The 21,492-nt window shown below is 65.4% G+C and carries 19 protein-coding genes and 2 tRNA genes; 9 read left to right on the top strand and 12 right to left on the bottom strand.

Going from position 1 to position 21,492, the window contains the following annotated elements:
• From ACT53K_RS16030 to ACT53K_RS16005, 6 genes are all read right to left on the bottom strand, one after another.
• The coding region (locus tag ACT53K_RS16030; RefSeq protein ID WP_476229718.1) for an autotransporter-associated beta strand repeat-containing protein at positions 1-1,220 on the bottom strand (1,220 nt) is incomplete at its 3' end.
• Between the two features lie 291 nt (positions 1,221-1,511).
• Entirely contained in the window at positions 1,512-2,387 is an 876-nt protein-coding gene (locus tag ACT53K_RS16025) for an acyl-CoA thioesterase (protein ID WP_476229717.1), read from the bottom strand.
• Complete coding sequence (locus tag ACT53K_RS16020) at positions 2,387-3,511, bottom strand: acyl-CoA dehydrogenase family protein (protein ID WP_476229716.1); 1,125 nt, start codon at positions 3,509-3,511, stop codon at positions 2,387-2,389. Before ACT53K_RS16020 ends, ACT53K_RS16025 begins: the two co-directional genes overlap by 1 nt.
• A 141-nt stretch (positions 3,512-3,652) precedes the next feature.
• Entirely contained in the window at positions 3,653-4,837 is a 1,185-nt protein-coding gene (locus tag ACT53K_RS16015; protein WP_476229715.1) for an acyl-CoA dehydrogenase family protein, read from the bottom strand.
• Between the two features lie 167 nt (positions 4,838-5,004).
• Positions 5,005-7,029: a 3-hydroxyacyl-CoA dehydrogenase NAD-binding domain-containing protein gene (locus tag ACT53K_RS16010; RefSeq protein WP_476229714.1), complete on the bottom strand. Its 2,025-nt coding sequence runs from the start codon at positions 7,027-7,029 to the stop codon at positions 5,005-5,007.
• A 334-nt stretch (positions 7,030-7,363) separates the two neighbouring features.
• Entirely contained in the window at positions 7,364-8,587 is a 1,224-nt protein-coding gene (locus ACT53K_RS16005; RefSeq protein ID WP_476229713.1) for a serine hydrolase domain-containing protein, read from the bottom strand.
• A gap of 144 nt (positions 8,588-8,731) precedes the next feature.
• On the opposite strand from ACT53K_RS16005, the gene ACT53K_RS16000 reads away from it, so the two are divergent.
• From ACT53K_RS16000 to ACT53K_RS15985, 4 genes are all read left to right on the top strand, one after another.
• The gene (locus ACT53K_RS16000; protein ID WP_476229712.1) at positions 8,732-10,495 is read left to right on the top strand and encodes a class I adenylate-forming enzyme family protein; all 1,764 of its coding nucleotides are present in this window, start codon (positions 8,732-8,734) and stop codon (positions 10,493-10,495) included.
• Positions 10,496-10,702: 207 nt separating this feature from the next.
• Positions 10,703-11,809 carry an AI-2E family transporter gene (locus ACT53K_RS15995; protein ID WP_476229865.1) on the top strand — a complete coding sequence of 369 codons (1,107 nt, stop codon included), beginning with the start codon at positions 10,703-10,705 and terminating at the stop codon, positions 11,807-11,809.
• A gap of 46 nt (positions 11,810-11,855) precedes the next feature.
• A tRNA-Asp gene (locus ACT53K_RS15990) sits at positions 11,856-11,932 on the top strand.
• 91 nt (positions 11,933-12,023) lie between these two features.
• Positions 12,024-12,100, top strand: a tRNA-Asp gene (locus ACT53K_RS15985).
• A gap of 16 nt (positions 12,101-12,116) precedes the next feature.
• Here ACT53K_RS15985 and ACT53K_RS15980 read toward each other — a convergent pair.
• The 4 genes from ACT53K_RS15980 to ACT53K_RS15965 form a co-directional block, all read right to left on the bottom strand.
• Entirely contained in the window at positions 12,117-12,338 is a 222-nt protein-coding gene (locus tag ACT53K_RS15980) for a DUF2842 domain-containing protein (protein ID WP_476229711.1), read from the bottom strand.
• A complete protein-coding gene (locus ACT53K_RS15975; RefSeq protein ID WP_476229710.1) occupies positions 12,320-12,874 on the bottom strand; it encodes a 5-formyltetrahydrofolate cyclo-ligase in 555 nt (184 codons plus the stop codon). Before ACT53K_RS15975 ends, ACT53K_RS15980 begins: the two co-directional genes overlap by 19 nt.
• Positions 12,875-13,051: 177 nt before the next feature.
• Positions 13,052-13,354 carry a cell division protein ZapA gene (locus ACT53K_RS15970; protein WP_476229709.1) on the bottom strand — a complete coding sequence of 101 codons (303 nt, stop codon included), beginning with the start codon at positions 13,352-13,354 and terminating at the stop codon, positions 13,052-13,054.
• Positions 13,354-13,542 (bottom strand): hypothetical protein, encoded by a 189-nt coding sequence (locus ACT53K_RS15965; protein WP_476229708.1) that lies wholly within the window; start codon positions 13,540-13,542, stop codon positions 13,354-13,356. The genes ACT53K_RS15970 and ACT53K_RS15965 overlap by 1 nt, the downstream gene beginning before the upstream one ends.
• Before the next feature lie 134 nt (positions 13,543-13,676).
• Between ACT53K_RS15965 and tkt the strand changes: the two genes are divergently transcribed.
• The 3 genes from tkt to ACT53K_RS15950 all read left to right on the top strand — a co-directional run bounded on the left by tkt (position 13,677) and on the right by ACT53K_RS15950 (position 18,061).
• Positions 13,677-15,644, top strand: coding sequence for a transketolase (gene tkt / locus ACT53K_RS15960; RefSeq protein WP_476229707.1), 1,968 nt, complete (start codon positions 13,677-13,679; stop codon positions 15,642-15,644).
• Positions 15,641-16,645, top strand: a complete 1,005-nt coding sequence (gap, locus tag ACT53K_RS15955) for a type I glyceraldehyde-3-phosphate dehydrogenase (RefSeq protein WP_476229706.1) — start codon at positions 15,641-15,643, stop codon at positions 16,643-16,645. The genes tkt and gap overlap by 4 nt, the downstream gene beginning before the upstream one ends.
• A 225-nt stretch (positions 16,646-16,870) precedes the next feature.
• Entirely contained in the window at positions 16,871-18,061 is a 1,191-nt protein-coding gene (locus tag ACT53K_RS15950; RefSeq protein ID WP_476229705.1) for a phosphoglycerate kinase, read from the top strand.
• 45 nt (positions 18,062-18,106) lie between these two features.
• Here the strand turns inward: ACT53K_RS15950 and ACT53K_RS15945 are convergent, their stop codons facing one another.
• A complete protein-coding gene (locus ACT53K_RS15945) occupies positions 18,107-18,622 on the bottom strand; it encodes a TlpA family protein disulfide reductase (RefSeq protein WP_476229704.1) in 516 nt (171 codons plus the stop codon).
• Positions 18,623-18,851: 229 nt separating this feature from the next.
• Between ACT53K_RS15945 and ACT53K_RS15940 the strand changes: the two genes are divergently transcribed.
• On the top strand, positions 18,852-19,769 hold the full coding sequence (locus tag ACT53K_RS15940; protein WP_476229703.1) for a class I fructose-bisphosphate aldolase: 918 nt from the start codon (positions 18,852-18,854) through the stop codon (positions 19,767-19,769).
• 55 nt (positions 19,770-19,824) lie between these two features.
• Here the strand turns inward: ACT53K_RS15940 and ACT53K_RS15935 are convergent, their stop codons facing one another.
• The gene (locus ACT53K_RS15935; protein WP_476229702.1) at positions 19,825-20,559 is read right to left on the bottom strand and encodes a DUF72 domain-containing protein; all 735 of its coding nucleotides are present in this window, start codon (positions 20,557-20,559) and stop codon (positions 19,825-19,827) included.
• Between ACT53K_RS15935 and thiE the strand changes: the two genes are divergently transcribed.
• A complete protein-coding gene (gene thiE / locus ACT53K_RS15930) occupies positions 20,558-21,259 on the top strand; it encodes a thiamine phosphate synthase (RefSeq protein WP_476229701.1) in 702 nt (233 codons plus the stop codon). The two genes, ACT53K_RS15935 and thiE, sit on opposite strands and share 2 nt — an antisense overlap.
• The last annotated feature ends 233 nt before the right edge of the window (positions 21,260-21,492 follow it).

Here is a 21,492-nt window from a genome sequence, read left to right as displayed (position 1 = left end):
GCGACCACCGTGGTGCCGCCGGTATAGCTGTTGGCGCCGGACAAGGTCAGCGTGCCGGTGCCGGTCTTGGTCAGGCCGCCGGTGCCGCTGAGAACGCCCGTCAGCGCCGTCTGGTTCGAACCGGTGTCGATCGTGCCGCCGCCGGTATCGAGGCTGAGGTCGGTAGCCAGCACCTGACTCGAAGCGAAGGAGATGGTGCCGCCGGCGAGCACGGGGTTGAACGAGCCGGATGCCACGTCGGTCGGGGCCACGGTGGTCGAGATATTGGTGCGTCCGCCAGCAGCGCCGGAAATCGCCCGGCTGATGTCGGTGCCGAAGATGTACGAATAGTCGAGCACGATGCTCCGGCCGGTGAGGAGACCGCCGATGTTGAATCCCAGGCCGATCGTGTTGTCGCCATTGCCGACATTGGTGCCTGCCAGATAGGAGACTGTGTCGGTCGTCCAGCCGGTCACGGCTGCGTTATGTGTGGTGCTCGATGTGGTGTAGAGGCCGATCACATATTTGGATGCCAGCGCCTCGGCATATACCAGATCGGTCGCTGGTACGCTGCCGTTGCCAAGGAAATTGTTGGTCGCGCTGCTGTCCCCGGGGGCGGCGCGCGCGTCAGGATCGAGGGCGCGCGAAAAGGCGACATTGGTCATGTCGCTCAAGGCCGTGATTTTCGTGCGGATGCCGATCTGCTGGCTGGTGGTGTTGAAATAGTAATCGTTGGTCAGCGTAAACTGGCTACCATAGGTGCCCGTCCACACCGCGCGATGATCATAAGTGGAGCCGTCAAATGCGACGCCGCTATAATCGGTCAACGTACCGGTGAAACCCACCCGCCCGGCATTGTTGTTCACTACGGTAGACATGCCGGTAGCGGTTACGACAAAGCCTTCGAAGGGCGAGCCGGGGGTCAGATAGTCATAGGCGGTGTTGAATGTGTGCGACCCGGTGCCGTCGTACAGAATGCCCGGCTCGGTGTTGCCGCCATAGCCCAGGGTGCCGACATTGCCGTTCACGCCGATCTTGATGAAATCGCCTGTCAGGATGACCGACTGCGCCTGCGCATCGCCCGGCGCTATAAGCGCGCCTGCAAGCGCGAGGCCGGCCAGCGTCGTGGGCAAGGAAAGCGCCGAGGATAGCGACAGGTAACGGCGCATCCGCCGGATTTCTGGCAAGCGGCGGTCGATCCCGCCCGCAGTCGCGTCGAGACGTTCGTTCCTAGCAATCATAGCGTTCCTGTTGTCGGCGAGATGCGCCAATGCCCGAGTGACGCCGACAGAGGCGTTGATTACGGACGCATCCGTTCACGGTCTCACGCGGCGACGGCAGGGAATTCCTACCGCACCGACATTATAGACAGCGAATGCGCAGGCAGCTGCCGTTGCAGCGGAAATAAAACAATATTGCCGGGTAGTTGCTGGTTAATGCTTGCAGTTGCCGTAGGGGCGAAGGGTTGCCTTGGTGAGGGTCTGAGGCGGCTTTCTGGACTTGCCTTTCTCTTCCGCGGTGCAAGGGCGAACCTATTTTGGTCGGATCAGCCCTTCCTGCGCCACGCTCGCAACCAGTCGGCCGTCGCGAGCGTAGATGCTACCGCGGTTGAAGCCACGGCTATGCCCGGCCCAGGGGCTGTCGGTCGCGTAGAGCAGCCATTCGTCGAAGCGGAACGGCTCGTGCAGCCACAGCGCATGATCAAGGCTGGCGGTCTGCACCTGACCGGTCATCCAGCTGACGCCGTGCGGCAGCATGCAGGTGCCGAGCAGCGTCATGTCGCTGGCATAGGCGAGCATCGCGCGGTGCAGCGCCGGTTCGTCGGGTAAAGGCGCGACGACGCGGAACCAGCTATATTGGCGCGGCTCGCGCGGTTCCGGGCGGAACCAGTTGCGCGGATTGACCGGCCGGATCTCGATCGGCCGCGCGCGCAGGAAGAAGCGGCGCAGCTTTTCCGGCACCTGATCGCGGATTTCGTCGCGCAGCTCGGCTTCGGACCGAAGCTCCTCCGGCGGCGGTACGTCGGGCATCGCGTCCTGATGGTGCAGCCCTTCGGCAGGCAGCTGGAACGATGCCGCCATGTTGAGGATCGGCTTGCCCTTCTGCATCGCGATGACGCGGCGATTGGCAAAGCTGCGCCCCTCGAAATCGCGCACCACGCGGTAGAGGATGGGATAATCCTCATCGCCCGGCCGCATGAAATAGGCGTGGAGCGAATGGGCGATCTTGTCGTCTTCGATCGAGCGCTGCGCCGCCTGAAGCGCCTGCGCGATCACCTGCCCGCCGAACACCCGGCCGACGCCGCCCGGCTGGCGCGGCCCGCGATACAGGTCGGTGTCGAGCGTTTCGACATCGAGCAGAGCCGTCAGCCCGGCGACCAGCGCCTCGGGGGATTTCGGTTCGTCCATCAATATCCTGCTGCTTCCGCCAGCGCGTTGGCGTGGTAGTTCGAATCGCCGAACATCTCGGCCAGCACGCGGGCGCGCTTCATGTAGAAGCCGATGTCATATTCGTCGGTCATGCCGATGCCGCCATGCATCTGGATACCTTCCTGCACGGCAAGCGTGGTGGCAAGTCCGGTCATCGCCTTGGCGACCGCGACAGCTTCGTCAGCGGGTTCGCCGGCGTCGAGCAACTGCTGCGCCTTGAGCGTCGCTGCGCGGGCGACTTCCAGCTCGCTATAGAGGTGCGCAGCCCGGTGCTGGAGCGCCTGGAAGCTGCCGATCGCGACCCCGAACTGCTTGCGTTCCTTCAGATAGCCGAGCGTCATGTCAGTCGCGCCGCTGCCCACGCCGAGCAATTCGGCCGAGGCACCAGCCCCGGCGGCCCGCAACAGCCGGCCGAGCGGATCGGCGCCCGCGTCGATTTCGCCCACCACGGCATCGGCGGTGACTTCGACGCCGTCAAAGGTGGCGTGCGCGGCGAGGCTGGAGTCGGCTAACCGTTCGGGGCGCAGGTTCAGCCCGGCTGCCTTGGGGTCGATGGCGAACAGGGTGATCCCCGCTGCGTCCGCATCGCTGCCGGCGGTGCGCGCGGATACCAGGATCAGGTCGGCGGCATGGGCGTGATGGGCGAAGCGCTTGGTGCCGGTCAGCCGGAAGCCGTTGCCGGCCCGCTCGGCCTTGAGCGCGACGCTGCGGCCGAACTTCGCCTTCTCGTCATGCGCGATCGCGATCACCGCCTCGCCCGCGACGATGCCGGGAAACCAGCGATCGCCATGGGCACTGCCCTTCAGTGCCTCGACCGCCGCGACGGCCGTGGAGAGGAAGGGGGAGGGGGTGAGATTGCGGCCGATCTCCTCCAGCGCCACCCCGGCCTCGACATGGCCCAGACCCAGCCCGCCCTGCGCCTCGGGTACCAAAATGCCGGTCAGGCCCATTTCGGCGAACTGCTTCCACAGGTCACGGCTGAAGCCGGTTGCGTCGTTCGCGTCGCGTAGCGCGCGCAGGTGGCGGACGGGGGCATGTTCGGCGACGAATTCGCGCGCGGTATCGCGGAGCATCGCCTGTTCGTCGGTCAGATAGAGGGGCATCGCTTGTCCCTTCAAAGCTCCCTCTCCCTTTGGGAGAGGGGTGGGGTGAGGGTGACTGGGGGAGGGGCTGTCGATCACCCTCACCCTTCCGCCGCCTGCGGCGGCTCCCTCCCTCTCCCAAGGGGAGAGGGAGTTTAGGGTTCAGCCCGGCAATTCCAAAATCCGCTTGGCAATGATGTTGAGCTGGATTTCGCTGGTCCCGCCCTCGATCGAATTGGCTTTGGTGCGCAGCCAGGCACGGGGCTTGGCGCCCTTGGCCGAGGCTTCGCTTTCCCACTCCAGCGCGTCCGATCCACCGGCGGCCATCACCAATTCGTGGCGCGCCTTGTTCAGCTCGGTGCCGTAATATTTCATCATGCTCGGCTGGGCGGGATGGGCGCGGCCGGCCTTCAGCTCGTCGATGAACCGCTCGGACATCGCCGAAAAGGCCCGCGCCCGCACCTCGAACAGCGCGATCTGCGCACGCAGCAGCGGGTCGGCCAGCCGGCCCTGCGCATCGAGCCCGATTGTCGCGATCGCACCTTCGATCAGCGGATTGCCGCCCGTGCCGCCCAGCCCCATGCCGGAGATCATCTCGCGCTCATGGCCGAGCAGGTATTTGGCGACGTCCCAGCCCTTGTTCTCGTCGTGAATGCGCTGTGACTTGGGCACTTTCACATTGTCGAAGAAGGTTTCGCAGAACGGCGAATAGCCCGAGATCAGCAGGATCGGCCTGGTCGAGACGCCCGGCGACGCCATGTCGAACAACAGGAAGCTGATGCCGCCCTGCTTCGCCTCCTTGCTGGTACGGACAAGGCAGAAAATCCAGTCGGCCTTGTCGGCATAGCTGGTCCAAACCTTCTGCCCGTTGACGATATAATGATCGCCGGCATCCTCCGCCCAGGTCTGGAGGCCGGCGAGGTCTGACCCCGCATTGGGCTCCGAATAGCCCTGGCACCAGCGGATCTCGCCGCGCGCGATCCTGGGCAGATGCTCGAGCTTCTGTTCCTCGGTGCCATATTTGAGCAGCGCCGGCCCGAGCATCGAGATGCCGAAGCTGCTGAGCGGGTTGCGCGCCTTGATCCGCGCCATTTCCTCGCGCAGCACCTTGGTTTCGGCGGGGGAGAGGCCGCCGCCGCCATAGGCCTGGGGCCAGTCAGGCACGGTCCAGCCGCGCGCGGCCATGCGGTCCATCCACAGCTTCTGGTCGGGATGGCTCCATTCGGGATTGCGACCACCCCAGGCCATGTCCTTTTCGGACCGCACCGGTTCGCGCATCGCAGGCGGGCAGTTCGCCTCCAGCCACGCGCGGGTTTCGGCGCGGAACGTGTCTAGCGCGTCAGTCATCATCCTCTCCATCCAAACCCTTCTCCCTTTGGGAGAGGGAGGGGCCCGCCGCCGTCAGGCGGTGGGAGGGTGAGGATGGCTTTTTCAGCCGATTATCCCGCTCACCCTCACCCTTCCGGCGCTGCGCGCCTCCCTCCCTCTCCCAGGGGGAGAGGGAGAACAGGGCATTACCGGTTGAACTTCTCGCCCTTCTCCGCCTTCTCGCGAAGCAGCGGGGCGACCTCGAAGCCGTACTTCTCCAGGCCTTCGACGATCTTCTTCAGGCCCTCGGTGTCGGCCCAGAACATCGGCCCGCCCCGGTACGGGGGCCAGCCATAGCCATAGACCCACACCACATCGATGTCGCTCGCCCGCTGGGCCATGCCCTCGGCGAGGATCAGCGCGCCTTCGTTGACCATGGTGTAGAGCGTGCGGACGACGATCTCCTCCTCGGTGATCTCGTGGCTCGGCACACCCAGCTTGCCGCGCCATTCCTCGATCAGCTCGGCGACGCGCGGGCTGTTCGAAGGCTGGCGCTTCTCGTCATAATCGTAGAAGCCGGCACCCTTCTTCTGGCCCCAGCGGCCCTCGGCGGCGAGCGCGTCGCGGATATTCTCGATCCGGTTGGGATCGCGGTGCCAGCCGATGTCGACGCCGGCGAGGTCGGCCATCTGGAACGGCCCCATCGGCATACCGAAGGCGACATGGACCTTGTCGATCTGCTCGGGCGTGGCGCCTTCGAGCAGCATCTTGGTGGCTTCCACCTGGCGCGGCATCAGCATGCGGTTGCCGATGAAGCCGTAGCAGACGCCCGCGATGACGGCGACTTTCTTGATCTTCTTGCTGAGCGCCATGGCGGTCGCCAGCACATCGTCGGCGGTCTTGGCGCCGCGGACGATCTCGAGCAGCTTCATCACATTGGCCGGCGAGAAGAAGTGCAGGCCCACCACGTCCTGCGGGCGGCTGGTGGCGGCGGCGATCTCGTCGATGTTGAGATAGCTGGTGTTCGAGGCAAGGATCGCGCCCGGCTTGGCAATCTTGTCGAGCCGGCCGAACACGTCCTTTTTCACGTCCATGCTCTCATAGACGGCCTCGATGATCAGGTCGCACTCGGCCAGATCGTCGAAGTTGAGCGTGGGCTTGAGGAGCCCCATCGCCTTTTCGACCTGTTCGGCGGTCATGCGGCCCTTGGCGGCGGTCGCCTCGTAATTCTTGCGCATCACGCCGGTGCCGCGATCGAGCGCTTCCTGTGCCATTTCGACGATAGTCACCGGCACGCCCGCCGAGAGGAAGTTCATGCTGATACCGCCGCCCATCGTGCCGGCGCCGATCACGCCGACGCGCTTGATATCGCGCAGCTGGATGTCCTCGGCGATGCCGTCGATCTTCGCCGCCTTGCGCTCGGCGAAGAAGATGTGGCGCAGCGCTGCCGACTGGGTGCCCATGATCAGCTTCATGAAGCCCATGCGTTCGGCCTGAACACCCTCGGCATAGGGCTTGCCGGCGGTCTGCTCGATCAGGTCAATGATGGTGTTCGGCGCGTCGAGGCCACGAAAACGCTTAGCATTAGCAGCACGAAATGCCTGGAAAACCGCGGGATCGACCGTCACCGGACGCTCGCTGGAGCGCGACACCGGCTTGCCGATCACGTCGTTCGCAAAGGCAACGGCATCGGCCAGCAGGCTGTCTTCGCCCGCAAGGCGATCAACCAGCCCGGCGTCCTTGGCCTGGGCCGCCGAGATCGGATCGCCCTTGGTCGCCATCTCCAGCGCCACTTCGACGCCTGCGACCCGCGGCATGCGCTGAGTGCCGCCCGCGCCGGGGAGGATGCCGAGCTTGACTTCGGGCAGGCCGAACTTCGCGGAGGGCACGGCGATGCGATAGTGCGAGGCGAGCGCCACTTCGCAGCCGCCGCCGAGCGCGGTGCCATGGACCGCCGAAATCACCGGCTTGTCGAGCGCCTCGATCTGGTCGACCAGCACCGGCAGCGACGGCTCGGCCATCGCCTTGCCGAACTCGGTGATGTCGGCACCCGCAAAGAAGGTCTTGCCGGCGCAGATGATGACGACCGCCTTGATGCTGTCGTCGCCCTTGGCTTCCTCGATGCCGGCCTGCAGCCCCTGCCGCACCGCCGCGCCGAGCGCGTTCACCGGCGGATTGTCAGAGGTGAGGATCAGGACATCGCCCTGACGGCTGGTGGTAATCACGGACATGGTAACGAACTCCTCGGTTCGGAAAGTCGGCCGACGGCCGGGATGGTAGAGAAATGGAAGATCCTGCTGGGCAAGATGGCGAAAGGCCGGACGCGGGTGGCTCGACGCTGCTGGCGTCTGGACGTGGGCGGGGCGAGGGCGGCCCTTCGACGGGCGATCACCCTCACCCTCCCATCGCTAACGCGATGGGCCCCTCCCTCTCCCAGCGGGAGAGGGGTTAAGGTCCCTCTCCCTCTGGGAGAGGGAAGGGGCCCGCCGCCGCAGGCGGTGGGAAGGGTGAGGGTGATCTGCGTCAGCCTCGCCCCTTCAGCAGACGACCCGAGAATACCCCCCATCACCGCGTCAGCGCCGAATAGATCAGCGTCTTCAGCTCGCGCCGGATCGGGTAGAGCATCGACGGGGAAAACTGGGTCATGAACACCATGCTGATCCGCTCGACCGGATCGACGAAAAAGGCGGTCGAGAACATCCCGCCCCAGTAGAACTCGCCGACCGACCCGGGGATCATCGTCTTCGCGACATCCAGGTTGACGGCAAAGCCCAGGCCAAAGCCGGTGCCGGCGTTGGTCGCCTCGCTGAACAGCGCGCGCGACATGGCGGTCAGGTCGCGGCCGCCGGGCAGGTGGTTCATCGTCATCAGTGCGATCGTCTTGGGCGATACGATCCGCGTGCCGTCCAGTTCACCCCGGTTGAGCAGCATGGTGTTGAACCGGTGATAATCGAGCGCAGTCGAAACCAGCCCGCCGCCGCCCGACAGCAGCCGCGGAAAGCGTGCCCAGGCCGAGTCTGCGCCGCGATCGTACAGCACGCGACCTTCGCCCTGCTTCATCGTCCAGCAGTCGGACAGACGATCGATCTTCTCAGCCGGTACCTGAAAGAAGCTGTCGTGCATGCCGAGCGGCGCGAAAATGCGCTCGGCAAAGAAACGGTCGAGCGTCAGTCCGCTCAGTCGCTCCACCACCGCGCCCAGCACGTCGGTGGAGACCGAGTAGTTCCATTCCTCGCCCGGCGAAAATTCCAGCGGCAGCTTGCCCAGCGCCTCGACAAAGTCGTCGAGCGTCAGGTTCGCGTGCCAGCTTTCGATCCGCCCCTCGCGATAGGCGGCGTCGACATTGGTGCGGTTCTGAAAGCTGTAGGTCAGGCCGGAGGTATGACGCAGCAGGTCGATCATTCGCATAGGCTGCGCGGTGGGCCTGGTGACGAAAGGCACCCCGCCACCGCCGCCAGCATAGACGCCGACGTGCCTGAGCTCGGGCAGAACATGGTGGACCGGCGTGTCGAGCGCGACCAGCCCTTCCTCCACCAGCATCATGAACGCCAGGCTGGTGATCGGCTTGGTCATCGACGCGATGCGGAACAGCGTGCCTTCGTCCACGGGAGCGCCGCCTTCGCGCGCGGCGCCCTGGTGCGAGAACTGGACGATATGGCCGTCGCGGGCGAGCAACAGCTGTGCGTGCGGCAGCTTGCACGAGTCGAGGTACCGTGCCTTCACAAAGGCATCGATCCGCGCGAGTCGGGCGGGGTCGAAGCCGTGCGTCCGGGGGTCTTCGATCTGCATCGCTGCGGGCATACCTCTCGTTCGAATCCTGTTCAATGCACCTTCTGGTGGGCGCCATTATCCTATTGCCTTGAGCGCTTCGGGAATCAACACTAACGTCGCAACCGGTTGGTGCTTTGCGCCAAACCCAATGTTCGGAACTGGATGGAGAGTGCTGCCGTGACCCTCGACCCGATCGTGCCGCTGCCCGCTGACTGGCCGAAATGTTCGATGGCGCAGGCGGAGGCGATGCTGACGGCACCCGGTGCGCGATTCGAGATCGATACGGTAGAGATCCGCGGCGTCCCGACCCGCGTGTGGAAGAACGCGCCACCCTCCACCGCGATCCTCCAGCGGCTGGTGCGTGCCTATGGCGAGCGCATCTTCACCATCTATCAGGACGAGCGGGTCAGCTACGAGGCGAATTACCGCGCCGTCTGCCATCTGGCCGCGTGGATGCAGGGGCAGGGGGTGCAGAAGGGCGACCGGGTTGCGCTTGCCATGCGCAACCTGCCCGAATGGCCGACGATCTTCTTCGCCGCGACCAGCATCGGTGCGATCCTCGTGCCGCTCAACGCCTGGTGGACGGGCGGCGAGCTCGAATATGGCCTGAAGGATTCTGGCGCCAAATTGCTGTTCGTCGATGGCGAGCGGCACGAGCGGCTGAAACAATGCTATGATCTGCTGCCGGCGCTGGAACAGGTGGTGGTCAGCCGCCAGCGCGGGCCGGTGGACGGCGGGGCGGTCACGCTCGATTCGATCCTTGGCCCCTGCAACGACTGGGCGGGGCTTGCCGACATTCCCTTCCCCGATGTCGCGATCGCGCCCGAGGACGATGCGACCTTGTTCTACACCAGCGGGACGGCCGGCAATCCCAAGGGCGCGGTGGGCACGCACCGCAACATCATGACCAACATCCTGAGCAGCGGCTATGCCAGCGCGCGCATGATGCTGCGGCGGGGCGAGATTCCTCCCGCGATGCCGCCGCACAAGGTCGGCCTGCTGGTGATACCGCTGTTCCACGTTACCGCGTGCAGCGCCGCACTGATGCCGATGATCGCCGCCGGCGGCACCACCGTGTTCATGCGCCGCTGGGAACCGGTTGAGGCGATGGAAATCATCCAGCGCGAGCGCGTGAACATGACCGGGGGCGTGCCGACCATTGCCTGGCAGCTGCTCGAACATCCCGAGCGCGGCAATTATGACCTGTCGAGCCTGGAGAGCATTTCCTATGGCGGCGCGCCTTCGGCGCCCGAACTGGTGAAGCGCATCCATGCCGAATTCGGCGCGCTGCCCGGCAATGGCTGGGGCATGACCGAGACGATGGCGACCGTGACCGTGCATGCGGCCGAGGATTACCTGGCCCGCCCGACCAGCGCCGGACCGGCCGTGCCGGTCGCCGAACTCAAAATCATGGACGTGGAGGGGCAGCGCGAGCTCCCCATCGGCGAAGTCGGTGAGCTCTGGGCCAAGGGGCCGATGGTGGTGAAGGGCTATTGGAACAAGCCCGAGGCGACCGCCGAAACCTTTCGCGATGGTTGGGTGCGCACCGGCGATCTGGCGCGGCTGGACGAGGAGGGCTTCCTCTACATTGTCGATCGCGCGAAGGACATCATCATCCGCGGCGGCGAGAATATCTATTCGTCGGAGGTCGAGGACGTGCTCTACGCGCACCCCGCCGTCACCGATGCCGCGCTGGTCGGCATCCCGCACAAGACGCTGGGGGAAGAGCCGGTGGCCGTCGTCCATCTCGCCCCCGGCATGACCGCCACCGAAGCCGAGTTGCAGGACTGGGTCCGCGCGCGAATCGCCGCATTCAAGGTGCCGGTCGCGGTTCGCTTTTCCGCAGAGACTCTACCGCGCAATGCTAATGGCAAGATTCTGAAAAAGGATCTGAAGGCGCTGTTCACGGGAGAAGCCGTGGCGTGAACGAAAGGGCGGGCAGCCCGCACCAGCGATTGCCCCGATTCGCCGGGCCTCCTAGAGTGGCGCCGGAAGGAATGTTGCGTGAATCAGCGGACGGAATCGGTGGACGGCCTGGCAGACGATGTGCCCGACTTCGGGGCACTGCCCAATCCGCTTGAGGCGGAGGAGGGTGACGAGTCGCGGGATCCGGGCCTGAAGCGGGACCGGCTGATGGCGGCGATGGTGCTCATCGCCGGCATGGGCCTTGTGCTCGCGCTGCCCTTTGCCCTGCAGGCGGGCGCGCGCTTCTTTCTGCCGCTCACCGCCGCGCTGGTCATCGCCATCGCGCTGGTGCCGTTGCTCGAATGGCTGGAGCGCCACCGCATGCCGGCGCCGCTTGCCTCGTTCCTGTGCGTGCTGCTGTTCCTCAGCGCGGCGAATATCGCGCTTGCCTCGATCGTCGTGCCTGCCTGGCAATGGGTCCGGCGGCTGCCCGAGAGCATTCCGCAGATCCAGCATAATCTGGAGCCGGTGATTCGCTTCTATTCGAACCTCGAGCGGTTCGTGAACAAGACGCTCAACAATTTCGCCGCGTCGCCCGTGCGCCAGCCGATCGCGGCGCCAACCTCGCCGCCGACCTCGCTGCTCGACCTGTTCACTACCTCGGCGCCCTCTGCGCTGATCGAGATGTTCTTTGCCATTCTCGTCATCTACTTCTTTCTCGCCGGCTGGACGCGGCTGCGGCGCCGGGCGATCACCAGCCGGTCGAGTTTCGGCGGCGCGATGGCGACGGCGCGGGTGATTCAGGACGTGGTCGACGATACCTCGGCCTATCTGGGCACGATCACGCTGATCAACATCCTGCTGGGCCTGATCGTTGCGGGTGCGCTGTGGATGATGAAGATGCCGACGCCGCTGATGTGGGGCGGCATCGTCGCGCTGCTCAACTACATCCCCTATATCGGCCCGGTGATCGCGGCGCTGCTGCTAGCCGTGGGCGGGCTGATGAGCTTCGGCGAGATCGGCTGGGCGATGGCCCCGCCGGTGGTGATGATCGCCGCGCATCTGATCGAGGCGAATGTGGTGACGCCGCTGATCGTCGGCCACCGGCTGACGATCAACCCGATCATGATCCTGATTTCGCTGAGCTTCTGGGGCTGGGTGTGGGGCACCACCGGCGCGCTGCTGGCGGTGCCGCTGCTGATCATCATCCAGACCGTGCTCAACGCGGCCGGCAAGCCCGATATTGCCGGATTCCTGTTCGAACACGGCACGCTGGTGCGCGATCCGGCGGCGACGCGGGGCCATCGTCGTGCCGGACTCGATCAATCCGGTTGACACCCCCAGAACCTCTCGCTAGTGGCCGCCTCCTCGCTTGGAACGAGCGGGTGTAGCTCAGTTGGTTAGAGCGCCGGCCTGTCACGCCGGAGGTCGCGGGTTCGAGCCCCGTCACTCGCGCCATGCGCCGCAAGCGGTGCAGGGTTTCGCTCCATCGGGATCATCGACATGACGCGATGAACGCGGGCGCACCCCAGGGTGTAGGCCGTATCACGCGGGTGTAGCTCAGTTGGTTAGAGCGCCGGCCTGTCACGCCGGAGGTCGCGGGTTCGAGCCCCGTCACTCGCGCCACGGCGCATATTCGCCGTCAGCGCCAACGCCCCGTCTCCATCCAGCGCAGCAGCGGCCCCAGCGGCAGAATCCACACCACGCCGGTCAGCACATAGATCAGGGTCTGCACGAGAATCGGCAGCGCGCCGATCCTGCCCGAGAAGCTGGTAACCAGTACCACCCACACCAGGATCAGTCCGACGATTGCCAGCACGCCGGCCGGCTTGCGCCACGAGGGATTCACGGTTCCGCGTGCCATCGCATTCCTTCTTCGGTCACCACCGCGTGCAGCGGCAGATCCCAGATGTCAGCGGGGATCGCCGGGACTTCCTGGACCGACCATGCGACGCCGACTCGCCATGCCTGGTCGAACCGGGCGAAGGCGCGGTCATAATGGCCGGCGCCCTGGCCCAGCCGGTTGAGTCGCAGGTCGAAGCCGACCAGCGGCGTCAGGATCACGTCGGGCGCCAGTTCCGGGCTCGATTCGTCGGGCTGCCGCAGACCGAACGGCCCTTGCACCAGCGATACGCCCATTTCCCAGGCAAGGAAGCGGATGGGGCTGGCGCGATCGACAACATGGGGCAGGGCCAGCCTGCAACCCCGCTCGGCAGCAGCGGCGGCGAGCTGGGTTGGGTCCGCCTCGCTGCCTACCGCGCAATAGGTTGCGACGATCTGGCCGGGCACCAGCCGTTCGACGAAGGGATCGGGTGCCACGATTGCCGTGATGGACTCGGCTGCGAACCGATCACGATCGGCCCGCAGCCGGGCGCGCAGGGCGGGTTTGTCCTGAATCATGGTAGTGGCGGGACCACCATGGGCCGTTGGCCTGAATATCCACCGACGCACAGAACGTCAGGTGGGAACCATGTGTGACAGACCAGGATCTGCACAGGGACAGCTCCCATGGATGATGATTATAGCCTCAGGGATAATTGCTAAGGCTCGCACCGGGCAGTACCCGCCAACCCCTATCTAGGCGCTTGGCACCGGTTCCTCAAGTCCCGTGGCAACTGCTTCCAGCCGGTCCGCGATCCGCTCCAGCAGCATGGGCGAAATACCGTGCTTCGGATTGGTCTCGGCTTCGTCGAGCAGGTCCGCCAAAATCAGCGCGAGATAGACCAGAGTCCGCTCCGCATTGATGCCGCCCGACGCGCGCTGCGCCGTTTCGGCATGCCGGGCGATCAGCGTTTCCAGCTTGCGCAGATGCGGCTCCTCGCCCTCGCGCGCGGACACGCTGTAGCTGCGGCCGGCGATGCTGAGCGTGATTTCCGCCATCAGTCCTGTTCCTCGCCGGAATCCGTGTGCGAAATGACATCGTCGAGCGCGGCGATCGCCTGCTGGACGCGCTCGCGCAGCAACTGGTGGCGGCGGGCCAGTCGCGCGGTCGAATAGGCACGGGCACTTGCTGCGGCTTCGATCCGCGCGAGCGCGGCTTCGATCCGCTCTGCTGCATCCTTCGACATGGCATGCGGATACCACCCTTGCGCGCATCGGCAACCCCTGTGCGACAGGGCGATCGTCGCGGCTGGGGCGACGAGCGGTTGACGTATCCGCAACTCGCTTCCAAAGGCGTCCGCACATAAACAGGGAACACGACGTGACAGCATCCTTCGCCGATTGTGCAAACGCGATCCGCGCGCTTTCCATGGACGCGGTCGAGGCCGCCAATTCGGGGCACCCCGGCATGCCGATGGGCATGGCGGATGTCGCCACGGTGCTGTTCCAGCGCCACCTGAAATTCGATCCGGCCGATCCCAGCTGGGCCGATCGCGATCGCTTTGTGCTCTCCGCCGGCCATGGCTCGATGCTGCTCTATTCGCTGCTGCACCTGACCGGCTATGCCCGCCCGACGCTCGACGACATCAAGAATTTCCGCCAGATCGGCAGCCCGTGCGCCGGCCACCCCGAAAACTTCGAGCTGCCCGGCGTCGAATGCACCACCGGCCCGCTGGGGCAGGGGCTGGCGATGGCGGTCGGCATGGCGATTGCCGAGCGGCACCTGAACGCCACCTTTGGCGACGATCTCGTCGATCACCGCACTTGGGTTATCGCCGGCGACGGCTGCCTGATGGAAGGCATCAACCACGAAGCGATCGGCATTGCCGGGCACCTGAAGCTCAACCGGCTGGTCGTACTGTGGGACGATAACAACATCACTATCGACGGCCCGGTATCGCTTTCCTCGGTCGAGGACATTCCCGCCCGCTACCGTGCGACCGGCTGGGAAGTGCTCGAATGCGACGGCCATGACGAGGCGGACATTGTCCGCGCGCTCGACGCTGCGGTCGCCAGCGACAAGCCGGTGCTCGTCAAGTGCCGCACCGTGATCGGCAAGGGCGCGCCGAACAAGGAAGGCACGTCGAAGGTTCATGGTTCGCCGCTCGGCAAGGACGAAGTCGCTGCCGCCCGCGCCGCGCTCGGGTGGAACCACGCGCCGTTCGAGATTCCGGCCGACATCCGCGATGCGTGGCGGGCCGCAGGTGCCCGCGGTGCTGCACCGCACGCCGCCTGGAAGCAGCGCCTTGCCGCGCATCCGAACCGCCAGGGCTGGGAACGCCGCGGCGACGTGCAGCCGAACCTGCTCCAGCCGCACATCCAGCAGCTGATCGCCAACCCGCAAAAGGTCGCGACTCGCAAGGCATCCGAGCTGGCGCTGGAAGCGGTCAACGCGATCCTCGACGAGACGATCGGCGGCTCGGCCGATCTTACCGGCTCGAACAACACGCTGACCAAGGGGCTGCAGCGGCTCGACGCCGACAATTACGGCGGCCGCTATATCAACTACGGCATCCGCGAATTCGGCATGGCCGCCGCGATGAACGGCATGGCGCTGCACGGCGGCGTGATCCCCTATGGCGGCACCTTCCTGGTGTTCGCGGACTATGCCCGCGCCGCCATCCGCCTCTCGGCCCTCCAGCATGCCCGCGTCGTCTATGTCATGACGCATGATTCGATCGGCCTGGGTGAGGACGGCCCGACCCATCAGCCGATCGAGCATCTGATGAGCCTGCGCGTCATCCCCAATCTGGATGTTTGGCGCCCGTGCGACGTGGTCGAGACGGCGGAGGCTTGGGAAGCCGCACTTGCCAAGACCGACGGCCCTTCGCTGATCGCGCTCAGCCGCCAGAACCTGCCGCAGCTCCGCACCGAAGCGGCCGAGAACCGCTCCGCCCGCGGCGCCTATGCGCTGCTGGAAGCCGAGGCACCGCGCAAGGTAGTGCTGCTTGCCACGGGCTCGGAAGTGGAAGTCGCGGTCGCGGTGCGCGAAGCGCTGGAGGCGCGGGGCATCGGCGCTGATGTCGTCTCCGTCCCCTGTTTCGAACGTTTCGAGGCGCAGGACGCGGCCTATAAGCACGACATCCTGCCGGCCGACGCGCTCAAGGTCTCGATCGAGGCCGGCACCACCTTCGGGTGGGAGCGTTACACCGGCACCGACGGGCTGCGCTTCGGCGTGGATAGCTTTGGCGCTTCAGGCCCCTATCTACGCCTCTACGAACATTTCGGTCTCACTGTGGGCGCCATCGTGCCCCAGATCCTCGCTAAGCTGAACGGAGAACAGGCATGACGAAGGTTGCGATCAACGGTTTCGGACGTATCGGCCGGCTGGTGGCACGCGCGATCCTCGAGCGCCCGGAAAGCGGCCTCGAACTCGTGACGATCAACGACCTGGCCGATGCCAAGTCGAACGCCTGGCTGTTCTCGCGTGACAGCGTCCATGGCAAATATCCGGGCACGGTCGAAGCCGATGGCAACGACATCGTCGTCGACGGCAAGCGCATCAAGGTGACTGCCGAGCGCGATCCGGCCAACCTGCCGCACGCCGCCAACGGCGTCGACATCGTGCTGGAATGCACCGGCTTCTTCACTGATCGCGCATCGGCCCAGAAGCATATCGACGCCGGCGCCAAGAAGGTGCTGATCTCGGCACCGGGCAAGAATGTCGACCTCACCGTCGTCTATGGCGTCAACCACGACAAGCTGACCGCGGAGCACAAGATCGTCTCGAACGCATCGTGCACCACCAACTGCCTGGCGCCCGTCGCCAAGGTGCTGAACGACACGATCGGCATCGAGCGTGGCCTGATGACGACGGTGCATGCCTATACCAACGACCAGAAGATCCTCGACCAGATCCATGGCGACCTGCGTCGCGCGCGCGCCGCTGCCGTGTCGATCATCCCGACGACGACGGGCGCTGCCCGCGCGGTGGGCGAGGTGCTGCCGGAGCTGAAGGGCAAGCTCGACGGTTCGGCCGTCCGCGTGCCGGTGCCGGACGGCAGCCTTGTCGACCTGACCTTCCAGCCGAAGCGCGACACCTCGGTCGAAGAAGTCAACGCAGTGCTGAAGGCGGCTTCGGAAAGCGGCCCGCTGAAGGGCGTGCTCTACTACACCGCCGATCCGATCGTGTCGGCCGACATCGTTCACACGCCGGCGTCGTCGACCGTCGACAGCCTCGAAACCGCGGTGATCGACGGCAAGCTGGTCCGCGTGGTCAGCTGGTATGATAACGAGTGGGGCTTCTCGAACCGCATGGTCGACACCGCGACCGTGATGGCGGGGCTCTGACGCAATAGCGTCACCCCGGCGAAAGCCGGGGTCTCCCTCCGCGCGCTGCTCGCGTGTGGTGGGGCACGTCTAAGTCCCCCTCCCGCTTGCGGGAGGGGCTAGGGGAGGGGAGGACGGCTGCACGGGCGATCCGCCCGAGGATCAGCCCCTCCCCCGACCCCTCCCGCAAGCGGGAGGGGAGCGCAAGTCGATAGCGACAAATACAACGCACGCGAGGGACAGGGCATGGCGCGCACTTTCAAGACGCTCGACGATATGGGCGATATCACCGGCAAGCGGGTGCTGGTCCGCGAAGACCTGAACGTGCCGATGGCGGACGGCGCCGTCACGGACGACACCCGGCTGCGAGCCGCCATGCAGACCGTCGCCGAACTTTCCGACCGCGGCGCGAAAGTGCTGGTTCTCGCGCATTTTGGTCGCCCCAAGGGTAACCCGAGCGCCGAATTTTCGCTCGCCCAGGTGGTCAAGCCGTTCGAGCAGGTGCTCGGTCGTCCGGTCCGCTATATCGACTGGGAAGGCGACGCCGCCTCGGTCGCGACGCTGAACGACGGCGACATCGCGCTGCTCGAAAACACCCGTTTCTTCGGCGGCGAGGAAAAGAACGATCCGGCCGTGGTCGATCGCTTCGCCGCGCTTGGCGATCTCTATGTCAACGACGCCTTCTCAGCTGCGCACCGCGCGCACGCCTCGACCGAGGGGCTCGCCCACAAGCTGCCCGCCTTTGCCGGCCGCCAGATGGAAGCCGAGCTCGACGCGCTCGACAAGGCGCTCGGCAATCCCGAGCATCCGGTTGCGGCGGTGGTCGGCGGTGCCAAGGTTTCGACCAAGCTCGACGTGCTCAAGCACCTTGTGGCGAAAGTCGATCACCTCATCATCGGTGGCGGCATGGCCAACACCTTCCTCGCCGCGCGCGGCGTGGATGTGGGCAAGAGCCTGTGCGAGCACGACCTGACCGGCACCGCGGAGGAAATCCTCGACGCCGCCGATGCTGCCGGCTGCACCGTCCACCTGCCCTATGATGTAGTGGTGGCGAAGGAATTTCGCGCCAATCCGCCGGTGCGCACCGTCAACGTCCATGAAGTCGCTGCCGACGAGATGATCCTCGATATCGGCCCGGCGGCGACCGAAGCGCTCGCCGACGTACTCAAGACCTGCAAGACTTTGGTGTGGAACGGCCCGCTCGGCGCGTTCGAGATCCCGCCGTTCGACACCGCGACGGTGTCGCTCGCCCGCACCGCGGCCGCGCTCACCAAGGAAGGCCAGCTCGTCTCGGTCGCCGGTGGCGGCGACACGGTGGCCGCGCTCAACCAGGCCGGCGTGGGCGGCGATTTCAGCTTCGTCTCGACCGCGGGCGGCGCCTTCCTCGAATGGATGGAAGGCAAGGAGCTGCCGGGCGTCGCCGCACTGGCGCGCTGAAGCGTTGCGATCCTCCCCCGCCAGGGGGGGGGGGATCGCTGCGGCTCAAGCCGGTCGGGGTTCGTTGAGCAGCGGCACCAGTTCCTGGTTCAGCAGGTCGAGCGTGAACGCCCCTGCCTTGGCGTAGCGCAGCCGTCCGGCGCGATCGACAATGTAGTTGGACGGTACGGCGCCATCGATCGGGCCATAGGGGCCCTTGATCCGCTTGGTCGGTTGAATGCTAAGCGTCTCGAATACCGGCTTCAGCTTGTAAATCGGCACCGAATCCTCGGTAGTGAGCGCATAGACGCGCAGACCATGGCTGCGCTGTAGCTGGAAGTAGCGATCCAGCAGCGGCAGCTCCTTGCGGCACGGCCCGCACCAGGTCGCCCAGATGTTGAGCACCACCACGTCGCCGCGCGTCTCGGACAATTTGATCCTGCTGCCGTCGAGCAGCACCAGTTCGGCGTCCGGGGCCGCTTCCCCAACCTTGGGCTGGCGTGACGGCGCGGCGATGGCGGGCCATGGGGCGAGCGCGAGACCCATGCCCGCGTTTAACAATTGCCGCCGGTCCCACGTCATCGCCCTTCTCCCCGATTCTGTCGTGGCGAACGCTAGCTGCCGTAACGAACGGGTCAATCGGGGACGTGGATGGCGCCAAATAGAGACCAACTGCTGCACAGGTATTCGACGTGTCTCGCCGCTGCGGCACAAGTTTCATTGCCAGCCGTTTTGGGGAGCGTTGTCAGCCTTTTCGGGCATGTTGCGGCGCGATAGGGAGCGCGCCAACAGCATCAGTTGAGGGAACATCATGGGCATCACGCCGGCCGTTAAAGCGATCCTCGCAAATTATGAATCCGACAATCCCGGTGTGAAGGCCAATCTGGCGCGTATTCTGATGCAGGGCCGTCTTGGCGGTACCGGCAAGCTCATCATCCTGCCGGTCGACCAGGGTTTCGAGCATGGCCCCGCACGCAGCTTCGCGGTAAACCCCGACGCCTATGACCCCCATTACCACTTCCAGCTCGCCATCGACGCCGGCTTGTCGGCCTACGCCGCGCCACTCGGAATGATCGAGGCAGGCGCCGACGCCTTTGCCGGCCAGATCCCCACGATTCTCAAGGTCAACAGCTCGAACAGCTGGGCGACCGGTATCAATCAGGCCGTCACCGGCGGCGTCGACGATGCGCTGCGGCTCGGTTGCTCGGCGATCGGCTTCACCATCTATCCGGGCGCCGACGACGTGTTCGACATGATGGAAGAGATCAAGGAAATGCGCGCCGAGGCTGCCTCTGTCGGCATTGCGACGGTGATCTGGTCCTATCCGCGCGGCGGCAAGCTGACCAAGGACGGCGAACTCGCGCTCGACGTCGGCGCCTATGCCGCGCACATGGCGGCGCTACTCGGCGCGCACATCATCAAGGTGAAGCTGCCGACCGCGCATATCGAGCAGAAGGATGCGCAGAAGGTCTATGAAGGCACGGACTGGTCGGCGCAGTCGGACCGGGTGCGCCATGTCGTGAAGAGCTGTTTTGCCGGCCGTCGTATCGTCGTCTTCTCGGGCGGCGCAGCCAAGGGTGCCGATGCCGTCTATCAGGACGCGCGGGACATTCGCGACGGTGGCGGCAACGGCTCGATCATCGGTCGCAACACCTTCCAGCGCCCGCGCGCAGAAGCGCTGGCGATGCTCGACAAGCTGGTTTCGATTTATAAGGGCGAGGAGGCCTGAAACCTGCCCCGGCGGCGCCGGCGGGGTCCGTCCCGCACGGCGCCGCCGCATAACTTCAACCGAGCAGCACCTTGAGTGCCTGGGCATCGGCAACGGCATGCGCCTCGGCATCATTGTTGAAGAAGGCCCAGCCGGTCCGCCCCTGCGCAGCCTCTGCCATAAGCCAGTCGGCGGCGGCGCGCAGCACCGCCTGCGGGTAGCGGCCCCAATATTTCCCAACGCCGCCGTGGAAACGCCGATAGGCGAGGGGGCCTGTGGCGCGGATCGGGCTCACCGATCCTGGCATGTCGTGCACGCAAAAGCCCACACCGCCCTGTTCGAGCAACGCGAACACCGCATCGCAATACCAGCTCGGATGGCGGAACTCGATCACATGCGCCATGTCGCGGGGGAGCGCGGCGACGAACGCAGCCAGTCGATCGACATTGACCGAGAAGTGCGGCGGCAATTGATAGAGCACCGGTCCCAGCCGGTCCTGCAGATGCCGGATCGGCGGCAGGATGCGCGCCAGCGGTTCCTCCGGATCCTTCAGCTTGCGTGCCTGTGTCAGGTATCGCTGTGCTTTTACCGCATAGCGGAAACCGGGCGGCGCCTGTTCGCGCCAATTGGCGAAAGTTTCGGCAGTGGGCAGGCGATAGAAGCTGTTGTTGATCTCCACCGCATCGAACTGTGCGGCATAATAGCCATACCATTGCTTGACCGGCAGCCGCTCGGGGTAGAATGCGCCGCGCCAGTGGCGGTACATCCAGCCCGAACAACCGACATAGATTTGACCAGCGGAGTTACCCATGCACGACCCGATCGACGACCTCGACCTCGACAACGCGCTGGAAGGCTTTGCGGACCAGTTCGTGCGCGACGATCGTCGGCCGCCGTGCCAGCTCTATCTGATCTCGCCGCTGGATGTGGGCGGCAGCTTTCCCGATCGCCTGCGCCGTGCGCTGGATGCGGGTTCGGTTGCCGCGTTCCAGTTCCGGGTAAAGGATGTGGACCAGCATGAAGCCGCACGACTGGCCGAACCGCTCCAGAAAATCTGCGCGGATGCGGATGTCGCTTTCATCGTCAATGACAGTGTCAGCCTGGCGAAGCGCCTTGGTGCCGACGGCGTGCATCTCGGCCAGGGCGATGGCGATGCCCGTGAGGCGCGTTCGATCCTCGGGCCGAATGTCCAGATCGGCGTGACCTGCCACGACAGCCGGCATCTTGCGATGGAAGCGGGGGAGGCGGGCGCCGACTATGTCGCGTTCGGCGCCTTCTATCCCACCAGCACCAAGGAAACGAAGCACCGCCCGGAGCCGGCGATTCTGTCCTGGTGGTCGGCATTGTTCGAACTGCCGTGTGTAGCGATCGGCGGAATCACGCCTGCCAATGCTGCACCGCTCGTCCAGGCCGGCGCGGATTTCCTGGCGGTCAGCGGCGCGGTCTGGGGCGGCGACGAAGCGGCTGCCGTCCGGGCGTTCGCCGATTTGCTGGCTCAGAATCGCGGGTAAGTTTCTGGACTCGGAGGGATGAGCGGCGATTCGTCATCGAATCGTCACGCGAGGGGTGAAATTGCCGCAGAAAATATATCGTAATATCAATATATTGAGAGGAGTTTTCGGGGCCTGCGACACAAAAATGCAAAAAGCCGTTGACGGACCCCGGTCCCCCGCATAGAAGCCGCTCCACCGACGCGGTGCACTTCACTGGACGGCGCGGCGGTCACCGAAAATCAGGCGCAGCG

This window comes from Sphingomonas sp. DMC8 (assembly GCF_056314185.1).
The sequence above is the reverse complement of the archived record's forward strand: the minus strand, read 5'-3'. Positions and strand labels throughout refer to the sequence as shown.

Coding starts and splice junctions, on each gene's coding strand:
- ACT53K_RS16025 (WP_476229717.1), bottom strand. CDS start 2,387: ATGGACGAACCGAAATCCCCCGAGGCGCTGGTCGCCGGGCTGACGGCT.
- ACT53K_RS16020 (WP_476229716.1), bottom strand. CDS start 3,511: ATGCCCCTCTATCTGACCGACGAACAGGCGATGCTCCGCGATACCGCG.
- ACT53K_RS16015 (WP_476229715.1), bottom strand. CDS start 4,837: ATGACTGACGCGCTAGACACGTTCCGCGCCGAAACCCGCGCGTGGCTG.
- ACT53K_RS16010 (WP_476229714.1), bottom strand. CDS start 7,029: ATGTCCGTGATTACCACCAGCCGTCAGGGCGATGTCCTGATCCTCACC.
- ACT53K_RS16005 (WP_476229713.1), bottom strand. CDS start 8,587: ATGCAGATCGAAGACCCCCGGACGCACGGCTTCGACCCCGCCCGACTC.
- ACT53K_RS16000 (WP_476229712.1), top strand. CDS start 8,732: ATGGAGAGTGCTGCCGTGACCCTCGACCCGATCGTGCCGCTGCCCGCT.
- ACT53K_RS15995 (WP_476229865.1), top strand. CDS start 10,703: ATGGCGGCGATGGTGCTCATCGCCGGCATGGGCCTTGTGCTCGCGCTG.
- ACT53K_RS15980 (WP_476229711.1), bottom strand. CDS start 12,338: ATGGCACGCGGAACCGTGAATCCCTCGTGGCGCAAGCCGGCCGGCGTG.
- ACT53K_RS15975 (WP_476229710.1), bottom strand. CDS start 12,874: ATGATTCAGGACAAACCCGCCCTGCGCGCCCGGCTGCGGGCCGATCGT.
- ACT53K_RS15970 (WP_476229709.1), bottom strand. CDS start 13,354: ATGGCGGAAATCACGCTCAGCATCGCCGGCCGCAGCTACAGCGTGTCC.
- ACT53K_RS15965 (WP_476229708.1), bottom strand. CDS start 13,542: ATGTCGAAGGATGCAGCAGAGCGGATCGAAGCCGCGCTCGCGCGGATC.
- gap (WP_476229706.1), top strand. CDS start 15,641: ATGACGAAGGTTGCGATCAACGGTTTCGGACGTATCGGCCGGCTGGTG.
- ACT53K_RS15950 (WP_476229705.1), top strand. CDS start 16,871: ATGGCGCGCACTTTCAAGACGCTCGACGATATGGGCGATATCACCGGC.
- ACT53K_RS15945 (WP_476229704.1), bottom strand. CDS start 18,622: ATGACGTGGGACCGGCGGCAATTGTTAAACGCGGGCATGGGTCTCGCG.
- ACT53K_RS15940 (WP_476229703.1), top strand. CDS start 18,852: ATGGGCATCACGCCGGCCGTTAAAGCGATCCTCGCAAATTATGAATCC.
- thiE (WP_476229701.1), top strand. CDS start 20,558: ATGCACGACCCGATCGACGACCTCGACCTCGACAACGCGCTGGAAGGC.
- ACT53K_RS15935 (WP_476229702.1), bottom strand. CDS start 20,559: ATGGGTAACTCCGCTGGTCAAATCTATGTCGGTTGTTCGGGCTGGATG.